General features: G+C 66.6%; 19 protein-coding genes. 13 read left to right on the forward strand and 6 right to left on the reverse strand.

Going from position 1 to position 20,728, the window contains the following annotated elements; translation table 11 throughout:
• The first annotated feature begins 82 nt into the window (after nucleotides 1-82).
• The 9 genes from QX108_RS28095 (at nucleotide 83) to QX108_RS28135 (ending at nucleotide 9,811) form a co-directional block, all read left to right on the forward strand.
• Nucleotides 83-1,036: an ABC transporter permease gene (locus QX108_RS28095; protein WP_315722194.1), complete on the forward strand. Its 954-nt coding sequence runs from the start codon at nucleotides 83-85 to the stop codon at nucleotides 1,034-1,036.
• Between the two features lie 2 nt (nucleotides 1,037-1,038).
• The gene (locus tag QX108_RS28100) at nucleotides 1,039-1,938 is read left to right on the forward strand and encodes an ABC transporter permease (RefSeq protein WP_315783759.1); all 900 of its coding nucleotides are present in this window, start codon (nucleotides 1,039-1,041) and stop codon (nucleotides 1,936-1,938) included.
• A gap of 280 nt (nucleotides 1,939-2,218) precedes the next feature.
• Entirely contained in the window at nucleotides 2,219-3,268 is a 1,050-nt protein-coding gene (locus QX108_RS28105; protein WP_315783761.1) for an oligopeptide/dipeptide ABC transporter ATP-binding protein, read from the forward strand.
• A 28-nt stretch (nucleotides 3,269-3,296) separates the two neighbouring features.
• Nucleotides 3,297-3,494 carry a hypothetical protein gene (locus QX108_RS28110; protein WP_006611297.1) on the forward strand — a complete coding sequence of 66 codons (198 nt, stop codon included), beginning with the start codon at nucleotides 3,297-3,299 and terminating at the stop codon, nucleotides 3,492-3,494.
• Nucleotides 3,491-4,903 (forward strand): amidase, encoded by a 1,413-nt coding sequence (locus tag QX108_RS28115; RefSeq protein ID WP_315783762.1) that lies wholly within the window; start codon nucleotides 3,491-3,493, stop codon nucleotides 4,901-4,903. Before QX108_RS28110 ends, QX108_RS28115 begins: the two co-directional genes overlap by 4 nt.
• A 240-nt stretch (nucleotides 4,904-5,143) precedes the next feature.
• The gene (locus tag QX108_RS28120; protein WP_315783763.1) at nucleotides 5,144-6,127 is read left to right on the forward strand and encodes an ABC transporter ATP-binding protein; all 984 of its coding nucleotides are present in this window, start codon (nucleotides 5,144-5,146) and stop codon (nucleotides 6,125-6,127) included.
• 124 nt (nucleotides 6,128-6,251) lie between these two features.
• A complete protein-coding gene (locus QX108_RS28125) occupies nucleotides 6,252-6,521 on the forward strand; it encodes a GlsB/YeaQ/YmgE family stress response membrane protein (RefSeq protein WP_009030922.1) in 270 nt (89 codons plus the stop codon).
• Between the two features lie 193 nt (nucleotides 6,522-6,714).
• Nucleotides 6,715-8,457 (forward strand): type I secretion system permease/ATPase, encoded by a 1,743-nt coding sequence (locus tag QX108_RS28130; RefSeq protein WP_315783764.1) that lies wholly within the window; start codon nucleotides 6,715-6,717, stop codon nucleotides 8,455-8,457.
• A gap of 13 nt (nucleotides 8,458-8,470) precedes the next feature.
• Nucleotides 8,471-9,811, forward strand: a complete 1,341-nt coding sequence (locus QX108_RS28135; RefSeq protein ID WP_172131269.1) for an HlyD family type I secretion periplasmic adaptor subunit — start codon at nucleotides 8,471-8,473, stop codon at nucleotides 9,809-9,811.
• A 180-nt stretch (nucleotides 9,812-9,991) separates the two neighbouring features.
• Here QX108_RS28135 and QX108_RS28140 read toward each other — a convergent pair whose 3' ends face one another.
• The 3 genes from QX108_RS28140 to QX108_RS28150 all read right to left on the reverse strand — a co-directional run bounded on the left by QX108_RS28140 (nucleotide 9,992) and on the right by QX108_RS28150 (nucleotide 12,907).
• Nucleotides 9,992-10,474: a CinA family protein gene (locus QX108_RS28140; protein ID WP_315783767.1), complete on the reverse strand. Its 483-nt coding sequence runs from the start codon at nucleotides 10,472-10,474 to the stop codon at nucleotides 9,992-9,994.
• Between the two features lie 84 nt (nucleotides 10,475-10,558).
• The gene (locus QX108_RS28145) at nucleotides 10,559-11,869 is read right to left on the reverse strand and encodes an MFS transporter (protein ID WP_315722187.1); all 1,311 of its coding nucleotides are present in this window, start codon (nucleotides 11,867-11,869) and stop codon (nucleotides 10,559-10,561) included.
• 117 nt (nucleotides 11,870-11,986) lie between these two features.
• The gene (locus QX108_RS28150; protein ID WP_315783769.1) at nucleotides 11,987-12,907 is read right to left on the reverse strand and encodes a transcriptional regulator GcvA; all 921 of its coding nucleotides are present in this window, start codon (nucleotides 12,905-12,907) and stop codon (nucleotides 11,987-11,989) included.
• A gap of 112 nt (nucleotides 12,908-13,019) precedes the next feature.
• Between QX108_RS28150 and QX108_RS28155 the strand changes: the two genes are divergently transcribed.
• Together QX108_RS28155 and QX108_RS28160 are read left to right on the forward strand one after the other, a co-directional pair.
• A complete protein-coding gene (locus tag QX108_RS28155) occupies nucleotides 13,020-13,223 on the forward strand; it encodes a DUF1127 domain-containing protein (protein WP_172131266.1) in 204 nt (67 codons plus the stop codon).
• 78 nt (nucleotides 13,224-13,301) lie between these two features.
• Nucleotides 13,302-13,913, forward strand: a complete 612-nt coding sequence (locus QX108_RS28160; protein ID WP_315783772.1) for a GNAT family N-acetyltransferase — start codon at nucleotides 13,302-13,304, stop codon at nucleotides 13,911-13,913.
• Between the two features lie 254 nt (nucleotides 13,914-14,167).
• Here the strand turns inward: QX108_RS28160 and QX108_RS28165 are convergent, their stop codons facing one another.
• Complete coding sequence (locus QX108_RS28165) at nucleotides 14,168-14,869, reverse strand: SDR family NAD(P)-dependent oxidoreductase (protein WP_315783774.1); 702 nt, start codon at nucleotides 14,867-14,869, stop codon at nucleotides 14,168-14,170.
• A gap of 89 nt (nucleotides 14,870-14,958) precedes the next feature.
• A complete protein-coding gene (locus QX108_RS28170; RefSeq protein WP_315722183.1) occupies nucleotides 14,959-15,978 on the reverse strand; it encodes a glutathione S-transferase family protein in 1,020 nt (339 codons plus the stop codon).
• Between the two features lie 110 nt (nucleotides 15,979-16,088).
• Here QX108_RS28170 and QX108_RS28175 point away from each other — a divergent pair, with 110 nt between their 5' ends.
• Together QX108_RS28175 and QX108_RS28180 are read left to right on the forward strand one after the other, a co-directional pair.
• Nucleotides 16,089-17,873: an acyl-CoA dehydrogenase family protein gene (locus QX108_RS28175; protein ID WP_315783776.1), complete on the forward strand. Its 1,785-nt coding sequence runs from the start codon at nucleotides 16,089-16,091 to the stop codon at nucleotides 17,871-17,873.
• Nucleotides 17,874-17,914: 41 nt separating this feature from the next.
• Nucleotides 17,915-19,003: a Zn-dependent alcohol dehydrogenase gene (locus QX108_RS28180; protein ID WP_315783777.1), complete on the forward strand. Its 1,089-nt coding sequence runs from the start codon at nucleotides 17,915-17,917 to the stop codon at nucleotides 19,001-19,003.
• 185 nt (nucleotides 19,004-19,188) lie between these two features.
• Here QX108_RS28180 and QX108_RS28185 read toward each other — a convergent pair whose 3' ends face one another.
• Nucleotides 19,189-20,658: an amidase gene (locus QX108_RS28185; RefSeq protein ID WP_315783779.1), complete on the reverse strand. Its 1,470-nt coding sequence runs from the start codon at nucleotides 20,656-20,658 to the stop codon at nucleotides 19,189-19,191.
• Nucleotides 20,659-20,728: the final 70 nt, after the last annotated feature.

The following is a 20,728-nucleotide window of genomic DNA, read 5'->3' on the forward strand; positions in this document are numbered from 1 at the left end:
CATCTTTACCCGCGGAGGGAAAGGCGTGGATGCCCGGGTCAAGCCCGGGCATGACGATCGATAGACCTTTAGTAGGTGACTCGTGCTCTCTTATGCTGCCCGGCGGATGGTCTATGCGATCCCGATCATCATCGGCGTCGCGCTCGTCTGCTTCATGCTCGTTCACATCACGCCCGGCGATCCCCTGGTCGCGGTGCTGCCGGCCGACGCCTCGCAGGAGCTCGCGCAGCAATTGCGTGTCGCCTATGGCTTCGACAAGCCGCTGCCGGTGCAGTTCGGCCTGTGGCTGTGGCGCGCGATCAACGGCGATCTCGGCAGCTCGATCGCGACCGGCCGGCCGGTGCTGGCCGAGGTGCTGCGCGCGGTGTCGAACACCGTGACGCTGGCGATTGCCGCGGCGATCATCGGCTTCTCGCTCGGCCTGTTCTTCGGCCTCGTCGCCGGCTATTTCCGCGATACCTGGATCGACAAGGTCGCCACCTCCATCGCGATCGCCGGCGTGTCCGTGCCGCATTACTGGCTCGGCATGGTGCTCGTCATCATCTTCTCGGTCGAGCTGAACTGGCTGCCCGCGGTCGGCGCCGGCCCGTCCGGCTCCGGCGCGTGGGCGTGGGACTGGGCGCACATCCGCTTTCTGATTCTGCCGGCGATCACGACGTCGGTGATCCCGATGGGCATCATCACGCGCACCGTCCGCGCGCTCACCGGCGACATTCTCAGTCAGGACTTCGTCGAGGCGTTGCGCGCCAAGGGGCTGCGCGAGACGCAGGTGTTCCGTCACGTGCTGAAGAACGCCGCGCCGACCGCGCTCGCGGTGATGGGCCTGCAGCTCGGCTACATGCTCGGTGGATCGATCCTGATCGAGACGGTGTTCTCCTGGCCCGGCTCGGGCCTGCTCTTGAACTCCGCGATCTTCCAGCGTGATCTGCCGCTGCTGCAGGGCACTATCCTGGTGCTGGCGATGTTCTTCGTCATCCTCAATCTCGTGGTCGACATCGCGCAGGCCGCGATCGATCCGCGCATCAAGCGGGGCTAGCGATGAGCGTCGGTTCGAGCGCGATGAACGACTCCGCGCTGCAGGCCGCGCCAGTGGCCAACGCGCGCGGCTATTGGGCGACCGTGGGCCGCCGCATCGTCCGCGACAAGGTCAGCATGGTCTGCGTCGCGATCCTGCTGCTGATCTTTCTCTCTGCATTGCTGGCGCCCTATCTGCATCTCGCCGATCCCTATCAGGGGTCGATGATCCGCCGCCTGCGGCATATCGGCACCCCGAACTATCCGCTCGGCACCGACGAGCTGGGACGCGACATGCTGGCGCGGCTGATCTATGGCGGGCGGCTGTCGCTGCTGATCGGCATCTCGCCGGTCATCCTCGCCTTCGGCATCGGCACCCTGCTCGGACTCGTCGCCGGCTATGTCGGCGGCTGGGTCAACACGATGATCATGCGCACCATCGACGTGTTCTACGCCTTCCCGTCGGTGCTGCTGGCGATCGCGATCTCGGGCGCGCTCGGCGCCGGCATCACCAACTCCATCGTGTCGCTGACCATCGTGTTCGTGCCGCAGATCACCCGCGTCGCCGAGAGCGTCACCACGGGCGTGCGCAACCGCGATTTCGTCGAAGCTGCGCGCGCCTCCGGCGCGAATGCCTTCACGATCATGCGGGCGCACATGCTCGGCAACGTGCTCGGGCCGATCTTCGTCTACGCCACCGGCCTGATCTCGGTGTCGATGATCCTCGCCGCGGGTTTGTCGTTCCTCGGCCTTGGCACCAAGCCGCCGGAGCCGGAATGGGGCCTGATGTTGAACACGCTGCGCACGGCGATCTACGTCAATCCCTGGGTGGCGGCGCTGCCCGGCGTGATGATCTTCGCTGTGTCGATCTGCTTCAATCTGCTGAGTGATGGCTTGCGTAGCGCCATGGATATCCGGAGCTGATGTTTGCCATGCTAATTTGTAAAGAGAGGCGCGCGGCATCGGTAGTGCACCTCGCTCCGCTCTTGTCCGCCGTAGCTCGAAGAGCGAAGGCGGATGCGGGGGCGCGACGAGCTTCGCTCGCGCTGAGAGGTCGGATCGCATCGAAAGATGCGATCCGGGTGAGGGGGCACAGGTCTCTCCACATACACTTCCCGTGCGGCTGCCCCTCACCCCAACCCTCTCCCCGTGAAGAACGGGGAGAGGGAGCGCACCGTCTCTGTCGCGTACGTTCGGGTGCATCATGAGCGAAGCAGCAACCGTCACCGGGCTCGCACCGATCGAAGACCTCGGCGGCAAGGCGCAGCCGCTGTTGCGCGTCGATGGGTTGACCAAGCACTTCCCCGTGCGCGGTGGCCTGTTCGGCGCGCGCAAGACGGTGCGGGCAGTCGATGACGTCTCGTTCAACATCGGCAAGGGCGAGACCGTCGGCATCGTCGGCGAGTCCGGCTGCGGCAAATCGACGACGGCGCGGCTCCTGATGCATCTGATGGACCGCGATGCCGGCGAGATCATCTTCGATGGCCGGCAGGTCGGTCACGAGATATCGTTGCGCGAGCTGCGCCGCGGCATGCAGATGGTGTTCCAGGATTCTTACGCCTCGCTCAATCCGCGGCTGACGATCGAGGAGTCGATTGCGTTCGGGCCGAAGGTGCATGGCATGGCCGACGGCGCAGCGCGGGCGCTCGCCCGCGAGCTGCTCGGCAAGGTCGGGCTACGGCCCGAGACGTTCGCCAACCGCTATCCGCACGAGATCTCCGGCGGTCAGCGCCAGCGCGTCAATATCGCCCGTGCGCTCGCGTTGTCGCCGCGGCTGGTCATTCTCGACGAGGCCGTCTCCGCGCTCGACAAATCGGTCGAGGCGCAGGTGCTCAATCTGTTGATGGACCTGAAGCGCGAGTTCGGTCTGACCTATCTGTTCATCAGCCACGACCTCAACGTCATCAACTACATCTCCGACCGCGTGCTGGTGATGTATCTCGGCGAGGTCGTCGAGCTCGGCCCGGTCGAGCAGGTCTGGGCCAAGCCGGCGCATCCGTATACGCGCGCGCTGCTGGCTGCGATGCCGTCGTCCGACCCGGACAGGCGCACGGAGGTGCCGCCGCTGTCTGGCGATCCGCCCAACCCGATCGATCCGCCGGCCGGTTGCCGTTTCCACACCCGCTGTCCGTTCGCCGAGGCGCCCTGTTCGAATGTCGCGCCAAGGTTGACGGAGCTGGATACAATGGGCCATCAGGCCGCCTGCCACATGGCGATCCCCCGTTCGGGACACAGCCGCGCGCCGGCCGCCTGAGGGCAGACACCAGCAGCGAGAAGCGTCAATGACCAGACCCACGCCCCAGCAAGTCAGTGCCATCGCGGAGGCCTCCGGCCTGCCGGTCGACAAGGAGGTCGCGACCCGCATCGCCGACTCGATCGGACCGGCGTTCGACAATTTCGCGGCCGTCGCCGGTACCCTGCCGTTCGACCTGGAGCCGGCGAGCTACGTCGTAGCGCAGACCCTGAAGGTGGGCCGATGAGCACCGAGCCCGCGCTGATGACGTTGACCGCGGTCGCCAAGGCGATCGCCGAGAAGAAGCTCTCCTCCGTCGAGGTGACGCGCTCCTGCCTGCACCGCATCGCCGAGTGGCAACCGAAGCTCAACGCCTTCATGGCGATCGAGTCCGAGCCGGCGCTGAAGGCCGCCGCCGAAGCTGACGCTGCGTTGGCCAAGGACGGCCCCAAGGGGGCGCTGCACGGCGTACCGCTCGCGCACAAGGACATGTATTATGAGGCCGGTCACGTCTCGACCTGCGGCTCGCTGATCCGCCGCGACTTCGTCGCGACGACGACCTCGACGGCGTTGCAGCGGCTGAAGGACGCCGGGTCGATCCGGCTCGGCACCTTGCAGATGGCCGAGTTCGCCTATGGCCCGACCGGCCACAACGCGCATTACGGCGCCGTGCATAATCCGTGGAAGCTCGGCTACGTCACCGGCGGTTCATCGTCCGGCTCGGGCTCCGCGGTCGGCGCCCGCCTGACGTTTGCGGCGCTCGGCTCGGACACCGGTGGCTCGATCCGGATGCCCGCGAATTTCTGCGGCGTCACTGGCCTCAAGGTGACCTGGGGCCGCGTCAGCCGCGCCGGTGCGATGCCGCTATCGCAATCGCTGGATACGGTCGGACCGCTGGCGCAGACGGCAGAGGATTGCGCGCTGCTGCTCGGCCTGATGGCCGGTCCGGATCCGGAGGATCCGACCGCCAGCGCCGCGCCGGTGCAGGACTACGTTGCGGCGACCCAGGCCTCGATCAAGGGCCTCAGGATCGGCGTGCCCAAGGCATTCTATGTCGACGACCTCGATCCGGAGGTCGCGCGCTGCCTCGATGCGACGATCGCGGTCCTGAAGACCGAGGGCGCCGATGTCGTGCAGGTCGATCTCCCGGACCAGCGCCAGCTCACCGCAGCCTGCCAGCTCGTGCTGGCGGTCGAGGCGGCCGCGTTCCACAAGCGCTGGATGATCGAGCGGCCGCAGGATTATGGCCCGCAGGTGTTGATGCGATTGCAGAACGCGCTCGCCGTCTCAGGCGTCGCCTATCTCGAAGCGCTGCGCTGGCGTGGCGCGGCGCTGGCCGCGCATGTCGCGGCGACCTCGGGCGTCGACGCGATCATCGCGCCCGTCTCGCCGCTGGTGACGCCGTCGATCGCGGACAGCGATGTCGGCGGCGCACCCGGCGCCGAAGCCGTGATCCAGCGCATCACCCGCTTCACGCGGCCGGTGAACTATCTCGGCCTGCCGTCGCTCGCGATCCCCACCGGCTTCACGTCGACCGGGCTTCCGGTCGGCATGCAGCTGATCGGCCGCTCGTTCGACGAAGCAACGATCCTCACCATCGGCGCCGCGTTCCAGAGGGCGACAGACTTTCACGCCCGGGTGCCGACGCTGCCATGATGGGACAGACACCTGCATCCCGCCCGACGCTCTCACCCTCCCCTGGAGGGGTAGGGTCGATTGCGCATGCAATGCGCAATCGGGGTGGGGTGACAGTCTCTCCGTTTAGAAGCGAGCCAATGGAGGGGCTGCCACCCCACCCCGTCTCGCATTCCGCTGCGCTTCATGCGAGCCGACCCTCCCCCTCCAGGGGAGGGTGGCAGCTTGCCAAGGCGCTCCTGACGGCAAAGTGAAGTAGAGATGACCAACCTCGTCGAGATTTCCAACCTCACCATCCGCTTCACCGGTGAGCGCACGGTGCACGCGGTCAACGACGTCAGCCTGTCGCTTGGCGATGGCGAGGTGCTTGGACTGCTCGGCGAGTCCGGGTCCGGGAAGAGCGTCACCATGCGGGCGCTGATGCGGCTGTTGCCGAAGAAGCGGACGCAGATATCCGGCAGCGTCCGAGTGATGGGACGCGACGTGCTCGCCATGAGCGACGAGGAGCTGTCGCAGTTCCGCGGCCGCACGGTGTCGATGATCTTCCAGGAGCCGGGGCTGGCGCTCGATCCGGTCTACACGATCGGCCGGCAGATCGCCGAGACGGTGATGAGGCACGAGGGCAAGAGCTACGCGGAGGGCACGGCGCGGGCGCTCGAGATGCTCGATGTGGTCCGCATTCCCTCGGCCAAGCGGCGGCTGGAGTCCTATCCGCACGAAATGTCCGGCGGCATGCGGCAGCGCGCGATGATCGCGCTCGCGCTGGCGTGCCGGCCGAAAGTGCTGCTCGCCGACGAGCCGACCACCGCGCTCGATGCCACCGTGCAGATCCAGATCCTGCTGTTGCTGCGCGAGTTGCAGCGTGAGTTCGGCATGTCCGTCATCTTCGTCACCCACGACATCGGCGTCGCGATCGAGATCTGCGATCGCGTCGCGGTGATGTATGCCGGCCAGATCGTGGAGCAGGGCTCCCTGCGCGACATCGTTCGCCAGCCCGTCCATCCCTATGCGCGCGGCCTGCTGGCTTCCACCGTCCATGGCGCCAAGCGCGGCGAGCGGCTGCAGACCATTCCCGGCACACCGCCCTCGCTGGACCATGCGCCGCAGAGCTGCTCGTTCGCGCCGCGCTGCAGTCTCGCCCAGCCGCGTTGCGCGGAGACGCTGCCGCCGAATGTCGGTCTCGGTCCGCAACGCCTCGCCCGCTGCATCCTGGCGGAAGCGCCGGCCAGTGTGGCGGCAACGTAACGGTTGCACCGAAACACAGCGCCGCCCGGACGGAACCCTGCATCGCATGTCGAAGCCTGGCGACAGCATCGCTATGCTGCGGTGGCGCGCGGGACCGACCGTCCGCCGCCCTTGAGGACATGCCATGCACGTATCGAACGAAGGTATTTTGGTCATCCTGTTCGTCGGCCTGATCGCAGGCTGGCTGGCCGGCAAGATCGTGCGCGGCACCGGCTTCGGGCTCATCGGCGACATCGTGATCGGCGTGCTCGGTGCGCTCGTCGCGAGCCTCATCTTTCCGCGGCTCGGCATCCGGCTCGGAACGGGGCTGGTGTCCGAGATCGTCTATTCCGCGCTCGGTGCCATCATTCTGCTGCTCGTCGTCCGGCTGGTGCGAACCGGCGGACGCCTCTAGCGCTGCGATCCCGCTGTTCTGAACGTTTTCGTTGCGCCGCGAGACACATCAGGCGCAACTGCTAATTTACGCTAAAGCGCGCGTCGTTGGACGCTCGCCGCAGGAATCAGTATATTTCGCCTTGTTTGCCGCCAACTTGTCGGTTTGATCGGCGGCTCTGCAGCTCATTTGATCAATTGAAGAGATGGTGGTGATGGCGGCCGCACCTCACGTGAGGCAATCCGAGCTGAGCGATGCCCTGCACGGTTGCCGCAGCGCCTTCATCGGCGTCGGGGTGATGAGCTGCATCATCAACCTGCTGTATCTGACCGGCTCGATCTTCATGCTCGAGGTCTATGACCGCGTGCTGCCGAGCCGCTCGGTGCCGACCCTGATCGGCCTCATCATCATCGCGGCCGGTCTCTACATGGCCCAGGGCGCGCTCGACATGATCCGCAGCCGCATCCTCGGCCGGATCGGCACCGCGCTGGACGAGAGCCTGAACGCCCGGGTGTTCGACACGGTGGTCCGGCTGCCGCTGTCGTCCGGCGGGCGCAACGAGGGGCTGCAGCCGCTGCGCGACCTCGACAATATCAGGAGCTTTCTCGGCAGCCAGGGCCCCGGTGCGTTCTTCGACCTGCCGTGGCTGCCGCTGTATCTGGCGATCTGCTTCGCCTTCCACGTCCTGCTCGGCGTGACCGCGCTGGTCGGTGCCGTCATCCTCGTCACCTTGACCCTGATCACGGAATTTCTGACCCGCACCCCCGCCAAGGAGGCGATGGGCCTCGCCGCCCGCCGCAACGATCTGGCCACCACGAGCCGCCGTAATGCCGAGGTGCTGGTCGCGATGGGCATGACGGGCCGCATGCTGGAGCGCTGGGGCGATACCAACCAGAAGTACCTCGCCGGCAACCAGCGCGCCAGCGACGTTGCCGGCGGTCTCGGCGCCATCGCCAAGGTGCTGCGCATGATGCTGCAGTCGGCGGTGCTCGCGGTCGGCGCCTATCTGGTGATCCACCAGGAGGCAACCGCCGGGATCATCATTGCCGGCTCGATTCTCAGCGCGCGGGCGCTGGCCCCGGTCGATCTCGCGATCGCGCACTGGAAGAGCTTCGTCGCCGCGCGCCAGAGCTGGCACCGGCTCAACCAGCTGCTGCAGACCATGCCGCAGCGTGGCGTGCCGACGCTGCTGCAGCCTCCGGTCAGCAAGCTCTCGGTCGAGGGCATCTCGATCGTCGCCCCGGGCGACCAGAAGGTGATCGTTCAGGACGTCAGCTTCGCGCTGTCGGCCGGCAATGGATTGGGCATCATCGGCCCGAGCGCGTCGGGCAAGTCCTCGCTGGTGCGCGCGCTGGTCGGCGTCTGGCGTCCGGTGCGCGGCCACGTCCGGCTCGACGGCGCCGCGCTCGACCAATGGTCGACGGACGAACTCGGCCGCCATGTCGGCTATCTGCCGCAGGACGTCGAGCTGTTTGCCGGCACCGTGGCGCAGAACATCTGCCGCTTCGATCCCCACGCCTCCGCCGACGGCATCATCGCCGCCGCCAAGGAGGCCGGCGTGCACGACATGATCATCAAGATGCGGGAGGGCTACGACACCGAGATCGGCGAGCAGGGCACGGCGCTGTCGGCCGGCCAGGCCCAGCGCGTGGCGCTGGCGCGCGCGCTCTACGGCAATCCGTTCCTGATCGTGCTCGACGAGCCCAACTCCAATCTCGACACCGAAGGCGACGAGGCGCTGTCGCGCGCGGTGCGCTCGGCGCGGGCGCGCGGTGCCATCGTCGTGGTCGTGGCGCATCGCCCGATCGGCATCGAGGCGGTCGATCAGGTTCTGGTCATGAAGGACGGCCGCGCGCAGGCGTTCGGCCCGAAGGAGACGGTGCTGGCGCAGGTGCTGCAGCCGCGGCCGCCGGCGCCGATCAAGATCGTCTCGGAAGCCGGCGTGACGAAGTCATGAGGAGTTGCGGCGCATGAGCAGTCAGGTCATCACCGGTCCTGTCCCGGGCGTCCGGCGGCCGGAGAGCGCGCAGCAGTCGATCCGGCGTCACCTCATCGTCGGCATGGGCGTCGTCGTTGCGGTGGCCGGCGGGCTCGGCGGCTGGGCCGCGACGCAGCAGATCTCGGGCGCGCTGATCGCGCCGGGCCAGATTGTCGTCGAATCCAACGTCAAGAAGGTGCAGCATCCGACCGGCGGCGTGGTCGGCGAGCTCCGCGCGCGCGATGGCGACGTCGTCAAGTCAGGCGACATCGTCGTCCGGCTCGACGACACCGTGACCAAGGCGTCTCTCGCCATCGTGACTAAGAATCTCGACGCGCTGCAGGCGCGCGCCGCCCGGCTCGAGGCCGAGCAGCGCGGCTGGGCCAAGATTCTGTTTCCGCCGCAGTTGCTGCAGCGGATGAGCGATCCCGACGTCAAGAGCCTGGCTGCCAGCGAGACCAAGCTGTTTGAGGTTCGCGTCAACGGCCGCATCGGCCAGAAGGCGCAGCTGCGCGAACGCGTGGCCCAGCTCACGGAGGAGATCGAGGGGCTGTCGGCGCAGGTCAGCGCCAAGGACCAGGAGATCGCGTTGGTGCAGAAGGAGCTCGACGGCGTGCGCCAGCTCTATGAGCAGCACCTGGTGCAGCTGTCGCGCCTGACCACGCTGGAGCGTGATGCGGCCCGCCTCAATGGCGAGCGCGCGCAATACATCGCCGCCCGCGCCCAGGCCAAGGGCAAGATCAGCGAGACCGAGCTGCAGATCATCCAGGTCGACAAGGACATGGTCAGCGAGGTCTCCAAGGATCTGCGCGAGACCACCGACAAGATCGGCGAGTTCGTCGAGCGCAAGGTCACCGCCGAGGACCAGCTCCGCCGCGTCGACATCCGCGCGCCGCAGGACGGCATGGTGCTGCAGTCCAGCGTGCACACGGTCGGCGGCGTCATCACTGCCGGCGACACCATCATGCTGATCGTGCCGCAGAGCGACGACCTGCAGGTCGAGGCCAAGGTCAATCCGCAGGACATCGACAAGCTGCAGGTCGGGCAGAAGACCTTGCTGCGTCTCTCCGCCTTCAACCAGCGCACGACGCCGGAATTGAACGGCGTCGTCAGCCGCGTGTCGCCGGATGTCACCACCGACCAGCGCACCGGCCAGAGCTACTACACCATCCGCGTCTCGATGCCGCCCGAGGAGATCGCCCGGCTCGGCGACGTCAAGCTGATCCCGGGCATGCCGGTGGAAGCCTTCGTCCAGACCGGCGACCGCACCGTCATCTCCTATCTGATGAAGCCGCTGCACGACCAGCTGATGCGGGCGTTCCGGGAGAAGTGAGGAGCCGGCCCACTCGCTTGGCCCACATCTGGCACCTCACACTCACTGTCATCCCCGCGAAAGCGGGGATCCATAACCACAGGCGGTTGTTGGCTTGCGCGACAGCTTCAACATCCAGCCTGCACCAAGACAGATCACGCGACGCTTCGCGTCGTCGGGCTTGTCCGGGACGACACCGAGTTACTCATCAAGCTTTGTTAGCAACAACTCCAGCGCGCTCTTCGCGAACAGGTGCATGTTGGCGCCACGATCGCCGCTGCCGCTCTCCAGCGTGACCACGGCTGATGCCGGGCCGGCCACGGCGAAACACGCGTGACCGGCCGCATCGCCGTAGCGGTTGCCGGTCGGGCCGGCGGCGCCGGTCTCCGACAGGCCCCAATCCGTCGCGAAGCGCGTCCTGATCTGCCGCGCCAGCAGCTCCGCATAGGGCTCCGATGCCGAGCGGATGCCCTTCATCGCCTCGTCCGGGATGTCCATCAGCACGCGGCGGGCGTCGCGGGTATAGACCACCGCGCCGCCAAGGAAATATGCCGAGGCGCCGGGAACCGCGAGCAGCGATGCGGCGATCAGCCCGCCCGCGGACGACTCCGCCACCGCGATGGTCTGCTTGTTGGCGATCAGCCGTTCGGCCGCCCGGGCGGCGACGGCAATCAGTTCATCCATGACAGACCTCGCTCCCACTCCGGCCCCCGACGAAAAACGGGCGGCATTCGATGATGCCGCCCGCGACGCGAACAGACAAGCGGATCAGGCCGCGACCGGCTCGCGCGCCGCGACGGCCTGCCGGCCGCCGCGATACACGGTCGTCGCGGCGATGATGCCGAGCACGGCGGCGCACATCAGCCAGTAGCCGGGCGAGGCCTTGTCGCCGGTCTTGTTGATCAGCCAGGTCGAGACCGCCGGCGTCGCGGTGCCGAACAGGCCGGCGGCCAGCGCGAAGGCGATCGAGAAACAGGTGGTGCGGACATGCGCCGGCACGATCTCGACCAGGCAGCCCAGCATGGTGCCGCTGTAGACGCCGAAATAGAACGAGAACAGCATCTCGACGGTGAGCAACTTGCCGAAGCTCGGCGCCGCCGCGAGCCAATGCAGCGCCGGATAGGCGGTGAGAAGCGCCAGCACCGCGATGGCCACCAGCACCGGCTTGCGCCCGATCCGGTCCGACACCGCACCGCCGACCGGATTCCACAGGAAGTTGGTGACGGCGACCAGCAGGGTGACGAGCAGCGAGTCCGCCGCTGACAGCTTCAGCTCCTTGCCGAAGCCGGGGCCGTAGACGGTGATGAAGTAGAACGTCGTCGTGGTCAGCACCGCGATCATCATGCCGAGGATCACGATGCGCCAATTGTCCAGCGCCGAGGCGAACACTTCGCGCGCGGTCGGGTGCTTCTTCATCGCGAGAAAGGCCGGCGTCTCCTCCAGCGTCCGGCGCAAGAAGAAGATCAGCGGGATGATCAGGCAGCCGATGAAGAACGGGATGCGCCAGCCCCAGGCGGCCACCATGTCCGCGGGCATGGCCTGATTGAGCACATAGCCGATGAGAGAGGCGACGAAGATCGCGACCTGCTGGCTGGAGGACTGGAACGAGGTGTAGAGGCCGCGATTGCCGGGCGTGGAAATCTCCGACAGGTAGACCGATACGCCGCCGAGCTCGACGCCGGCCGAGAAGCCCTGCAGCAGGCGGCCGAGCAGCACGATGATCGGGGCTGCGATGCCGATGGTCGCATAGGTCGGGCAGAACGCGATGACGACCGTGCCGAACGCCATGATGCCGAGCGTCACGATCAGGCCCTGCCGTCGGCCGATCTTGTCGACATAGGCGCCGAGCACGACCGCGCCGACCGGCCGCATCAAGGCGCCGAGCCAGAACACGCCATAGGCGTTGAGCAGCGCCGCGGTCTCGTTCTCCGACGGAAAGAACGCCTTGGCGATGATCGGGGCATAGAAGCCGAACAGGAAGAAGTCGAACTGCTCGAGGAAATTGCCGCTGGTGGCGCGCAGAATCGCGCCGATGCGCGAATGGATGGTAGCCGGCTGCGGGATTGGCTGTGAGGACACGCGGGGAAACTCCTACCGTCGAGGGGCTCGTGCGGAGGATTTCTACGCCGGCCGAAGGAAAGGTGCGACAATCTGCCACGCCTGATCAATTGGGCCAATAGATTTGCTGGCGAATGCCTAGATCTGAACGGGATTCAGCGACGGAGACTTCTGCTGCGCTGCACCCTTCAACCACTGCCGGAACGCCTTCAGCTTGGGCGGGTCTGTGCGGCCCTCGGGCATCACCAGATAGAAGCCGGCATCGCTCGGCAGCGTCATCTTGAACGGCACCACCAGCCGGCCCTTGGCGATGTCGTCCTGGACATAGGCGGTGCGGCCGATCGCGACGCCGAGCCCGTCGATCGCGGCCTGCACGGTCATCAGCGACAGATCGAAGCTCAGCCGGCTTTGCCGCGACAGCTCCACCGGCAGCCCCGCCGCCGTCAGCCACAGCCGCCAGTCGTCATCATAGCCGCCGCTGGCCTGCAACAGCGTGTGATGGGCGAGGTCCTCCGGACAGCGCAGCGGCTTGTCGCCCTGCAACAAGGCCGGGCTGCACACCGGAAACAGCTCGTCGGCCATCAGCCATTCGGCGCGCACGCCCGGCCAGTGGCCGCGGCCGTAGCGGATCGCGGCGTCGACATCGTCCTTGCGGAAATCCACCAGGCCTGTGGAGGTCGTGATGCGCACGTCGATGCCGGGATGCGCCTCCTGAAAGGCCGTCAGTCGCGGCAGCAGCCATTTCGCCGCCAGCGAGGCGATGGTCGAGACGGTCAGCACCTTGGCGTTGTCCTTGCGGACCAGCCGTTCCGTCGCCAGCCGGAGATCGTCGAATGCGGCACGCACCAGCGGGAGATAGTCGCGGGCCTGCGGCGTCAGCGCCAGGCTGCGGTTCTGGCGGACGAACAGGCGGATGCCGAGCTCGTCCTCCAACCGCTTGATCTGATGGCTGATTGCGGTCTGCGTCACGTTCAGCTCCGACGCCGCGCGGGTGAAGCTCAGGTGCCGCGCGGCAGCCTCGAACGCCCTTAGTCCATTCAGCGACGGCAGTCGGGCCATTCACGGCCTCCCGTTTCATGACGTTATTTCATCCGAAACGGTAGTAAATGTCGTTTGTGGATGAAGCGCAACCGCTCGATATTGCATCCTCAAGGAATTTCGGGAGGCTTTCATGTCCCTCTACGTCTCCTCGTCAATGACGAAACATCATGCACCCGGGTTCTGGTCGGGGGTTGCCGAGCTGCTCTCGGCCTGGCGCTTCCGCTACCGCACCCGGCACGAGCTGGCGCAATGGTCGGAGCGCGACCTGCACGATCTCGGCCTGTCTCGCAGCGACATCGCCGCCGAGATCGACAAGCCGTTCTGGCGGGGGTGAGCCCCTCACTCATCCCGCCGCGCCGGCGCCGCTTCGCAAAGGAGGACGCCGGCAACTCCATCTCCGCCGGAGCCCGCCATGCCGACGCAAGCTGCTGCCGTCCACGCTGCGTCCAATGTCATCCGCACGCGGCGCGGCGAGGAGGTGCGCCTCCGCTTCGTCACGCCTGATGATGCCGAGGTGCTGCAGGCCTATGTGCGGTCGCTGAGCCCACGCTCGCGAAACAGGCGTTTCCTGGGCGCGCTCAGCGAACTGCCGAAGCCGGTGCTCGACGACTTCGTCGCGCTCGGCCGCAATGACCGCTACAGCCTGATCGGAGCGATGGATCACGACGGCGTCGAAAGCATCGTGGCCGAGGCGCGCTACGCGCTCGATCGCAGCACGGGCCGCGTCGAGTTCGGCCTCTCGGTGCATGACCGCTGGCACGGCCACGGCATCGGCCCGGCACTGATCGCGCATCTCGAAGGCCGAGCGCGTGCACTCGGTGGTGTGACGCTGTCAGGCGAGGCGCTGCGCACCAACGACGTGATGATCGCGCTGGCGCGCAAGGCCGGCTTCGCCACCCAGCCGCACGCGGATGATTGGACGTTGGTGCGGTTCGAGAAGGTGCTGAGCCAAGCGCTGGCGCATTCAACGGGTGCAGATCTGCACGTGATCCACAACGACCCGCAGATCGCACGTTTGAGATAGGCTGAAGGATGTCATGCCCCGCGAAGGCGGGGCATCCAGTACGACGCGGCCTCACCGTATCGCCAGCTATCAGTTGCGTTTACTGGATCGCCCGGTCAAGCCGGGTGATAGCAGCTTGCATTTGGCAAGGACCTATCCACGTCATTGCGAGCGTGAGCGAAGCAATCCAGCGCCGAGCAAGGACTCTGGATTGCTTCGCTTGCGCTCGCAATGACGGCGACTGTGGTGCGATTTGCCCTCCACGTGGGGAGTTCTCAAAACGTCTCCAGCCAGGGTCGGAGCTCCATCTCCCAGCTCCAGGCGCTGCGCGGCTGCTGCAGCACGTTCCAATAGCTGGCGGCGATCGCATCGGGATCGAGCATCGAGTCCGGCCGCTCCGCCGGCTCCTGCCGCCCGGCGCTCCTGATGCCGCCATCGATGACGAAATGCGCGACGTGGATGCCCTGCGGCGACAGCTCGCGGGCCATGCTCTGGGCGAGGCCGCGCAGCGCGAACTTGCCCATCGCGAAGGCGGCCGACTGCGCATAGCCCTTCACGCTGGCGGAGGCGCCGGTGAACAGGATCGCGCCGTGCTTGTGGGGCAGCATGCGCTGCGCTGCCTGCTGCCCCACCAGGAAGCCGCCGAAGGCGCTGACGGCAATGGACTCCTGCACGTCGGCCGGTACCAGATCGGTGAGCGGCCCGCGCGCCCGGGCGCTCGCATTGTAGACCACGAGATCAGGCTCGCCGATCTCGCGCGTCACGAGGCCGAACAGTCGCTCGACATCCTCGGGATTGCTGGCGTCGCAGGGATAGGCGCGGGCGCCGGTCTCGTTGCACAGCGCGCCAAGTTTCTCGGTCTTGCGCGCGGCGAGCGCGACGCGGATCTTCTCGCGCGCGAACAGCCGGGCCAGCGAGGCGGAGAGCCCTTCGCCGGCGCCGACGATCAGGGCGATCTTGTAGGCAGGGATGTCCATGGCTTGTCCTCGACATGCGTTCGCTGCCGTTCAAGCTAGTGCAGCTGCGGCCATCTTCCTATCGTCCATCCCCACAAATCTGCCTGATGTCAGGCCGGGCGCGGCTGCAATCCATTGAGGCAGCCGATCTCCTCCAGCACCACGTCGAGCCGGCTGCGGTCGTGCAGGAACGCGTATTTGCTGCGGAGCATCTGCAGTGAGCGGGCGTGATATTTCTGCGGCTTCTGCGTCCACACGGTGTCGCCGAGCTGAACGCTGAACATGTCCCGGTTCTCCGTCAGCGCCCGCTCGTTGGCGAGCGTCCACGGCATGAACAATGCGCCGACCTGCCGGGTCAGGATCGGCATCAGGGTCAGCGACAGTTCCGGCCACAGCTCGAACTCGCCTTCGGCGCGTGGCCACAGCATGCGATGGATCCAGGCCAGCACATGCGGCGCATTGCCCTCGATCAGCGCGCCGGCGGTCGGATCGGTCCACAGTTCGTAGAACTGCCCCCACAGGCCGAAATCGCCGTAAGACGGCCGGCCGCCGAACAGATAGGGCCTGATGGCGAGATGCCGTTCCAGCAGGCCGAGCATCTCGACGAAACCCTGCTCGATCTGCGGCGCGTTGACCTCGTTGGAGCCGACATACCAGAGGCGCTCCACCATGCGGGCGCGGATCTTCTCCGCCACCTTGCCGAAGGTGGTCTCGTCGGCCTTCGGCGCAACCATGCGGGCGATGCGCCCGGCCGAGGCGCGCTGGTCGACGTCGCGCGCCCAGCGGTAGTGGAACATCCATTTGTTGCCCCACTCGTCGCCGAACTCCTCGAGCAGGGCCGAGACGAAGCTGGTCAGCACGTCGGCCGGGTGAATCGGCGGCTCCGGAAAGTCGAGCTCCAACGCGTCGATGATCGGCGTCGAATCCTGCATCGGCGCGTCGTCGGGAGCGACCACCAGCGGAATGATCGGCAGCTTGGCATGTCGCGCATAATCCGCCTCGCTTTCCGCATTGCGCAATATCCAGTGATGCGGAATGCCCTTGTAACGCAGATACGATCGCACCTTGACCGAATAGGGCGACATCTCCGCCCCGAAGATGCGATAAACCTCCGTCGGCTGACTGGTCATGGATCTGCTCCCGGTTCGGCGCAAGCCGTTGCTGTTGTGTATCCGATCAGGCGCAACCTGTCGAAGAGTCCGTAAGAAGACTGGCGGAAACGAACGAGGGCTTAACGATCATGCATCAGTTCCTGAGACGCGATGACGTGATGACCGGCGGCAAGCGCCCGGAGCTGCTGGCGCCTGATACCACCGGGCTGAACTTCTATCGGGCCGATCCGGCGCTTGCCGACCTCCTGCGCATCCATCTGCCCGAGCGGTTGTTTCACCACCTCGTGCCGCATCTCGATCGGCTGGGTGAGCTCGCCGGAGGCTATCTCGACGAATGCGCCAGGCTGGCCGATCGCCACGGACCGGTGCTGCATCAGCGCGACCGCTTCGGCCGCGACGTGCAATGGATCGAATATCATCCGGCCTATCGCGAGCTGGAGCGCGCCGCCTTTGGCGAGTTCGGCATCCATGCGATGTCGATCCGCAAGGGTATTCTCGGCTGGCCCACCAGATATCCGGTCGTCGCCAAGCACGCCTTCACCTTCCTGTTCAACCAGGCCGAGTTCGGGTTGGGCTGTCCGATCAACGTGACCGACGGCTGCGCCAAGCTGCTCGCGAGCTTCGGCAGCGACGCGCTGAAAGCCCGATATCTCGACGGCCTGACGCAGACCGACATGCGGAAGCTGACCCAGGGCGGACAGTTCATGACCGAGAAGGAGGGCGGCTCCGATGTCGGCACCTTGTCCACGGTCGCGGTGCCCGAGGGTGATCATTGGCGCCTGCATGGCGAGAAGTGGTTCTGCTCCAATGCCGATGCGAAAGTGGTGATGCTGCTGGCACGACCCGATGGCGCTGACGGCGGTACGCGCGGCGTGGGACTTTTCCTGATGCCGCGCTTCCTCGATGACGGCAGCCAGAACCACTATCGGATCGTGCGTCTGAAGGACAAGCTCGGCACCCGCTCGATGGCGTCGGGCGAGATCAAGCTGGAAGGCGCCATTGCCTATGCGGTCGGCCGGCTCGATCGCGGCTTCGTTCAGATGGCCGAGATGGTCAACTCGTCGCGCCTCTCCAACGGCGTCAAGTCGACGGCCCTGATGCGGCGCGCCTGGCACGATGCCATCACCGTTGCGCGCAATCGCGTGGTGTTCGGGCAGCGCATCGTCGACCTGCCGCTCGGTCGTCGTCAACTGATGAAGATCCTGCTCGCGACCGAGCAGGCGCTGTCGATGAGCTTCCTCACGGCCGATGCGCTCGACCGTGCCGAGGCCGGCAGCCAGGACGCGGCCGCGCTGCTCCGCATCCTGACGCCGACCTTGAAATTCCGTGCCACCCGCGATGCCCGCAAGGTCTGCGGCGATGCGTTGGAGATGCGCGGCGGCATCGGCTATGTCGAGGAGTTCGCCACCGCTCGCCTCTTGCGCGACGCCCATCTCGGCTCGATCTGGGAGGGCACGGGCAACATCGTCGCGCTCGATGCGCTGAAGCGCGCGGTCGGGCGTCACGGCGCGGAGCAGGCGCTGGCAGCCGATCTGCATGCGCGGCTCGATGATAGCGCCGCCGTGCCGCAGGCCTGGCGCGATCAGCTGCATCGTCTGGTCGATCGCGCGGTCGGCTTTGCGCGTGAGGTCGCGGCGCGCGCCGACAACGAAGCCGAAGCCCGCCGCGCCACTAGCCTGCTGTATCACACGTCGAGCGCCGTCTCCCTCACTTGGGAGAGCGCGCGCATTCACGCCATGCGTGGCGATGCGCGCCGGCTGTTGCTCGCCAAGCTCGTCGTCGATCATCGGCTGACGCCGTCCGATCCGTTCCGGCTTGCGGAAAATAGGATGGATGATGCCATCTCGACACTGCTGCTCGGCGAACGTGCCGCTGACATGGAGGAGGTTGGCGAACTGCTGTCAGCGGCGTAGGCTTGCCACGACCAACAACAAACAAGATCGGGAGAACGCCAATGAAAGCCGCCGTGCTGATGGAGGTCAACAAGCCGCTGGTGATCGAGGACATCAGCGTGCCCAAGCCGGGGCCGCGCGAGGTGCTGATCCGCACGAGCGTGGCAGGCCTCTGTCACTCCGACCTGCACTTCATCGAGGGCCTCTATCCGCATCCACTGCCCGCCGTGCTCGGCCATGAGTCCGCCGGCATCGTCGAGCAGGTCGGATCCGACGTCACCTATGTGAAGCCGGGCGATCACGTCGTCACCTGCCTGTCGGTGTTCTGCGGCACCTGCGACAACTGCACGACGGGTCGTCCGGTGCTGTGCACCGACACCACGGTGAAGATGCCGCCCGGCGCGTCCAATCGGCTGTCATGGGGACGAAGTGAGAAGCTGCATCAGTTCCTCAACCTCTCGTCCTTCGCCGAGCAGATGCTGGTGCACGAGAACGCGATCGTGAAGATCCGCCAGGACATGCCGCTTGAGCTCGCCGCGCTGATCGGCTGCGGCGTGATCACCGGCTATGGCGCGGTCGTCAACACCGCGCGGGTGACGGCCGGCGAAACCGTCGCGGTGATCGGTTGCGGCGGCGTCGGCATGGCGGCGATCAACGGCGCGGAGATTGCCGGCGCCGGGCGCATCATCGCCATCGACACCAATCCGGCCAAGCTGCAGCTTGCGACGAAACTCGGCGCCACAGACATCATCAATCCCGCCGACGGCGACGTCGTCGCGCAGGTTCGTGAACTCACCAAGGGCGGCGTGCATCACGCCTTCGAGGTGCTGGGACGCAAGGAGACCGCGGAGCAGGCGTTCGCCATGCTCGCGCCGGGCGGCACCGCGACCATCGTCGGCATGATCCCGTTCGGCCAGAAGATCGAGCTGCACGGCTTCGACTTCCTGCGCGAGCGCCGCATCCAGGGCTCGTCGATGGGCTCCAATCACTTCCGCGTCGACATGCCCCGCCTCGTCGAATTCTATTTGCGCGGCAAGCTGCACCTGGAGGACTGGATCTCCGCCAAGCTGAAGCTGTCCGAGATCAACGAGGGCTTTGCCAACATGAAGGCCGGCAAGACCCTTCGCAGCGTCATCATGTTCGACGCGTGAGGAGTAGAGGCTGTCGCCGTACACACAGCTGTCGTCCCGGCCTTGAGCCGGGACCCATACCGCGGAATTTATCGAGTTGGCTCAACTACGAGTCATCGTCTCACCACGGCCGGTGGCTATGGGTCCCGGCTCAAGGCCGGGACGACGGCGCTGGGTGAGGCGCGTGACTGCGTCCCTGACGCCAACTAATCCGCGAACATCGGCGGCGGCGTGAAGCCTCCAAACTCGCGCTCGATCAGTTCGGCGAGCTTGATCGGCGTGCGGTCTTCGAGGAAGGGGCCGACGATCTGCACGCCGACCGGCAGGCCATCCGCAAGCCCGAGCGGGATGGCCGTCGCCGGCAGGCCGGGCAGGGTCGCGACGCCTGGCCATGCCAGCTGATCGTTGTAGTCGTGCGCCACGCCATCGATGTTGACGCGACGTTCTCTTTGATCCGGCGAGTGGTCGTGCGGAAACGCAGGTGTCGGCATGATCGGACAGATCACCGCATCAAACCGTGCGAACAGCGCTCGCCACTGCGCGCGCAGGCCGAAGCGGGCGTTGTTGGCCTGCACCCAGTCGCGATGGCTGAGCGCGAGGCCGCGCAGCCGCTCGGCCGCAAGGCTCATCTCCTCCTTCGGAAGATGCGCGACGGCCTGGTTGGCCTCGGCATGAACCTGCGGCGGCATGGTCGCGCCGAGGAAGCCGAGCAGCAGGCGCATGTAGAGCCGGCTGGTTGCTGCGAAGTCCGGCAGCAGCGGGCTCTCGCTCACGACATTGACGCCAGCCTTCGCCAGATCAGTTGCGAGCCGCTCGATCGCCCCGCGCACGGCGGTGTCGGTCGGCAGCAGCGGATCCGACGCGACCACCAGCACGCGAAAATCCTGCAGCCGCGCATGCCGCGGCGGCGGCAGCTCCAGCCGATACGCCGTGCCGGCTTCGAGTGGATCGGGACCAGCCATCACGTCGAGCAGTAGCGACAGGTCGGCGGCCGAGCGCGCCATCGGGCCGACCACGGCAAGATCCGCCTCGTTCGGCAGCGGCTGGAACGGCGGCGGCGTGTGGCCGCGTGTCGGCATGAGGCCATAGGTCGGCTTGTGCGCGGTGACGCCGCAATGAAACGCCGGCACGCGCAGCGAGCCGCCGATGTCCGAGCCGAGCGACAGCGAGCCGTAGCCCGCGGCAAGCGCCGCCGCCGATCCGCCGGAGGAGCCGCCCGGCGTGCGGCCGAGATCGTAAGGGTTATTCGTCGTGCCGTAGATGTCGTTGTAGCTCTGCCAGTCACCGAGTCCGAGCGGCACATTGGTCTTGCCGAGCACGATGCCGCCGGCCTCCTTCGCGCGCGTGACCGTCAGTGCATCCTCGGCCGCGATGAAATCCTTCTGTTGCGGAAAACCCCAGGTCGTCGGCAGTCCAGCGATGTTGTAGGACTCCTTGACGGTCAGCGGCAGGCCGAGCAGTGGCCGGCTCTCGCCGCGCGCCAGCGCCGCGTCGGCGCGACGCGCGGCCTCCAGGGCGCGATCGAAGTCGCGCACGCAGACGGCATTGATCTTGTTGTCATGTCGTTCGATGCGGTCGATCGCGAGCTGAGTCAGCTCGACCGACGAGATCTCGCGATGTGCCAGAGCTTTCGCCGTCTCGACGGCGGTTGCGAACGTCCATTGCGATGCAGCCAAGGTCCTGCTCCCCGTGCGCGTGGAGCTCGCCTTTTACCCCAGGCGTGCGGCGGCCGCTTGACCGAAATTG

It is taken from the genome of Bradyrhizobium sp. SZCCHNR1002 (genome assembly GCF_032381435.1).
GTDB lineage: Bacteria > Pseudomonadota > Alphaproteobacteria > Rhizobiales > Xanthobacteraceae > Bradyrhizobium > Bradyrhizobium aeschynomenes.

Excerpts from the sequence above, each read along its gene's own strand:
- QX108_RS28125 (WP_009030922.1), top strand. The coding sequence starts at position 6,252 with ATGCACGTATCGAACGAAGGTATTTTGGTCATCCTGTTCGTCGGCCTG.
- QX108_RS28120 (WP_315783763.1), top strand. The coding sequence starts at position 5,144 with ATGACCAACCTCGTCGAGATTTCCAACCTCACCATCCGCTTCACCGGT.
- QX108_RS28160 (WP_315783772.1), top strand. The coding sequence starts at position 13,302 with ATGCCGACGCAAGCTGCTGCCGTCCACGCTGCGTCCAATGTCATCCGC.
- QX108_RS28135 (WP_172131269.1), top strand. The coding sequence starts at position 8,471 with ATGAGCAGTCAGGTCATCACCGGTCCTGTCCCGGGCGTCCGGCGGCCG.
- QX108_RS28155 (WP_172131266.1), top strand. The coding sequence starts at position 13,020 with ATGTCCCTCTACGTCTCCTCGTCAATGACGAAACATCATGCACCCGGG.
- QX108_RS28150 (WP_315783769.1), bottom strand. The coding sequence starts at position 12,907 with ATGGCCCGACTGCCGTCGCTGAATGGACTAAGGGCGTTCGAGGCTGCC.
- QX108_RS28175 (WP_315783776.1), top strand. The coding sequence starts at position 16,089 with ATGCATCAGTTCCTGAGACGCGATGACGTGATGACCGGCGGCAAGCGC.
- QX108_RS28105 (WP_315783761.1), top strand. The coding sequence starts at position 2,219 with ATGAGCGAAGCAGCAACCGTCACCGGGCTCGCACCGATCGAAGACCTC.
- QX108_RS28165 (WP_315783774.1), bottom strand. The coding sequence starts at position 14,869 with ATGGACATCCCTGCCTACAAGATCGCCCTGATCGTCGGCGCCGGCGAA.
- QX108_RS28180 (WP_315783777.1), top strand. The coding sequence starts at position 17,915 with ATGAAAGCCGCCGTGCTGATGGAGGTCAACAAGCCGCTGGTGATCGAG.
- QX108_RS28140 (WP_315783767.1), bottom strand. The coding sequence starts at position 10,474 with ATGGATGAACTGATTGCCGTCGCCGCCCGGGCGGCCGAACGGCTGATC.
- QX108_RS28115 (WP_315783762.1), top strand. The coding sequence starts at position 3,491 with ATGAGCACCGAGCCCGCGCTGATGACGTTGACCGCGGTCGCCAAGGCG.
- QX108_RS28110 (WP_006611297.1), top strand. The coding sequence starts at position 3,297 with ATGACCAGACCCACGCCCCAGCAAGTCAGTGCCATCGCGGAGGCCTCC.
- QX108_RS28100 (WP_315783759.1), top strand. The coding sequence starts at position 1,039 with ATGAGCGTCGGTTCGAGCGCGATGAACGACTCCGCGCTGCAGGCCGCG.
- QX108_RS28130 (WP_315783764.1), top strand. The coding sequence starts at position 6,715 with ATGGCGGCCGCACCTCACGTGAGGCAATCCGAGCTGAGCGATGCCCTG.
- QX108_RS28170 (WP_315722183.1), bottom strand. The coding sequence starts at position 15,978 with ATGACCAGTCAGCCGACGGAGGTTTATCGCATCTTCGGGGCGGAGATG.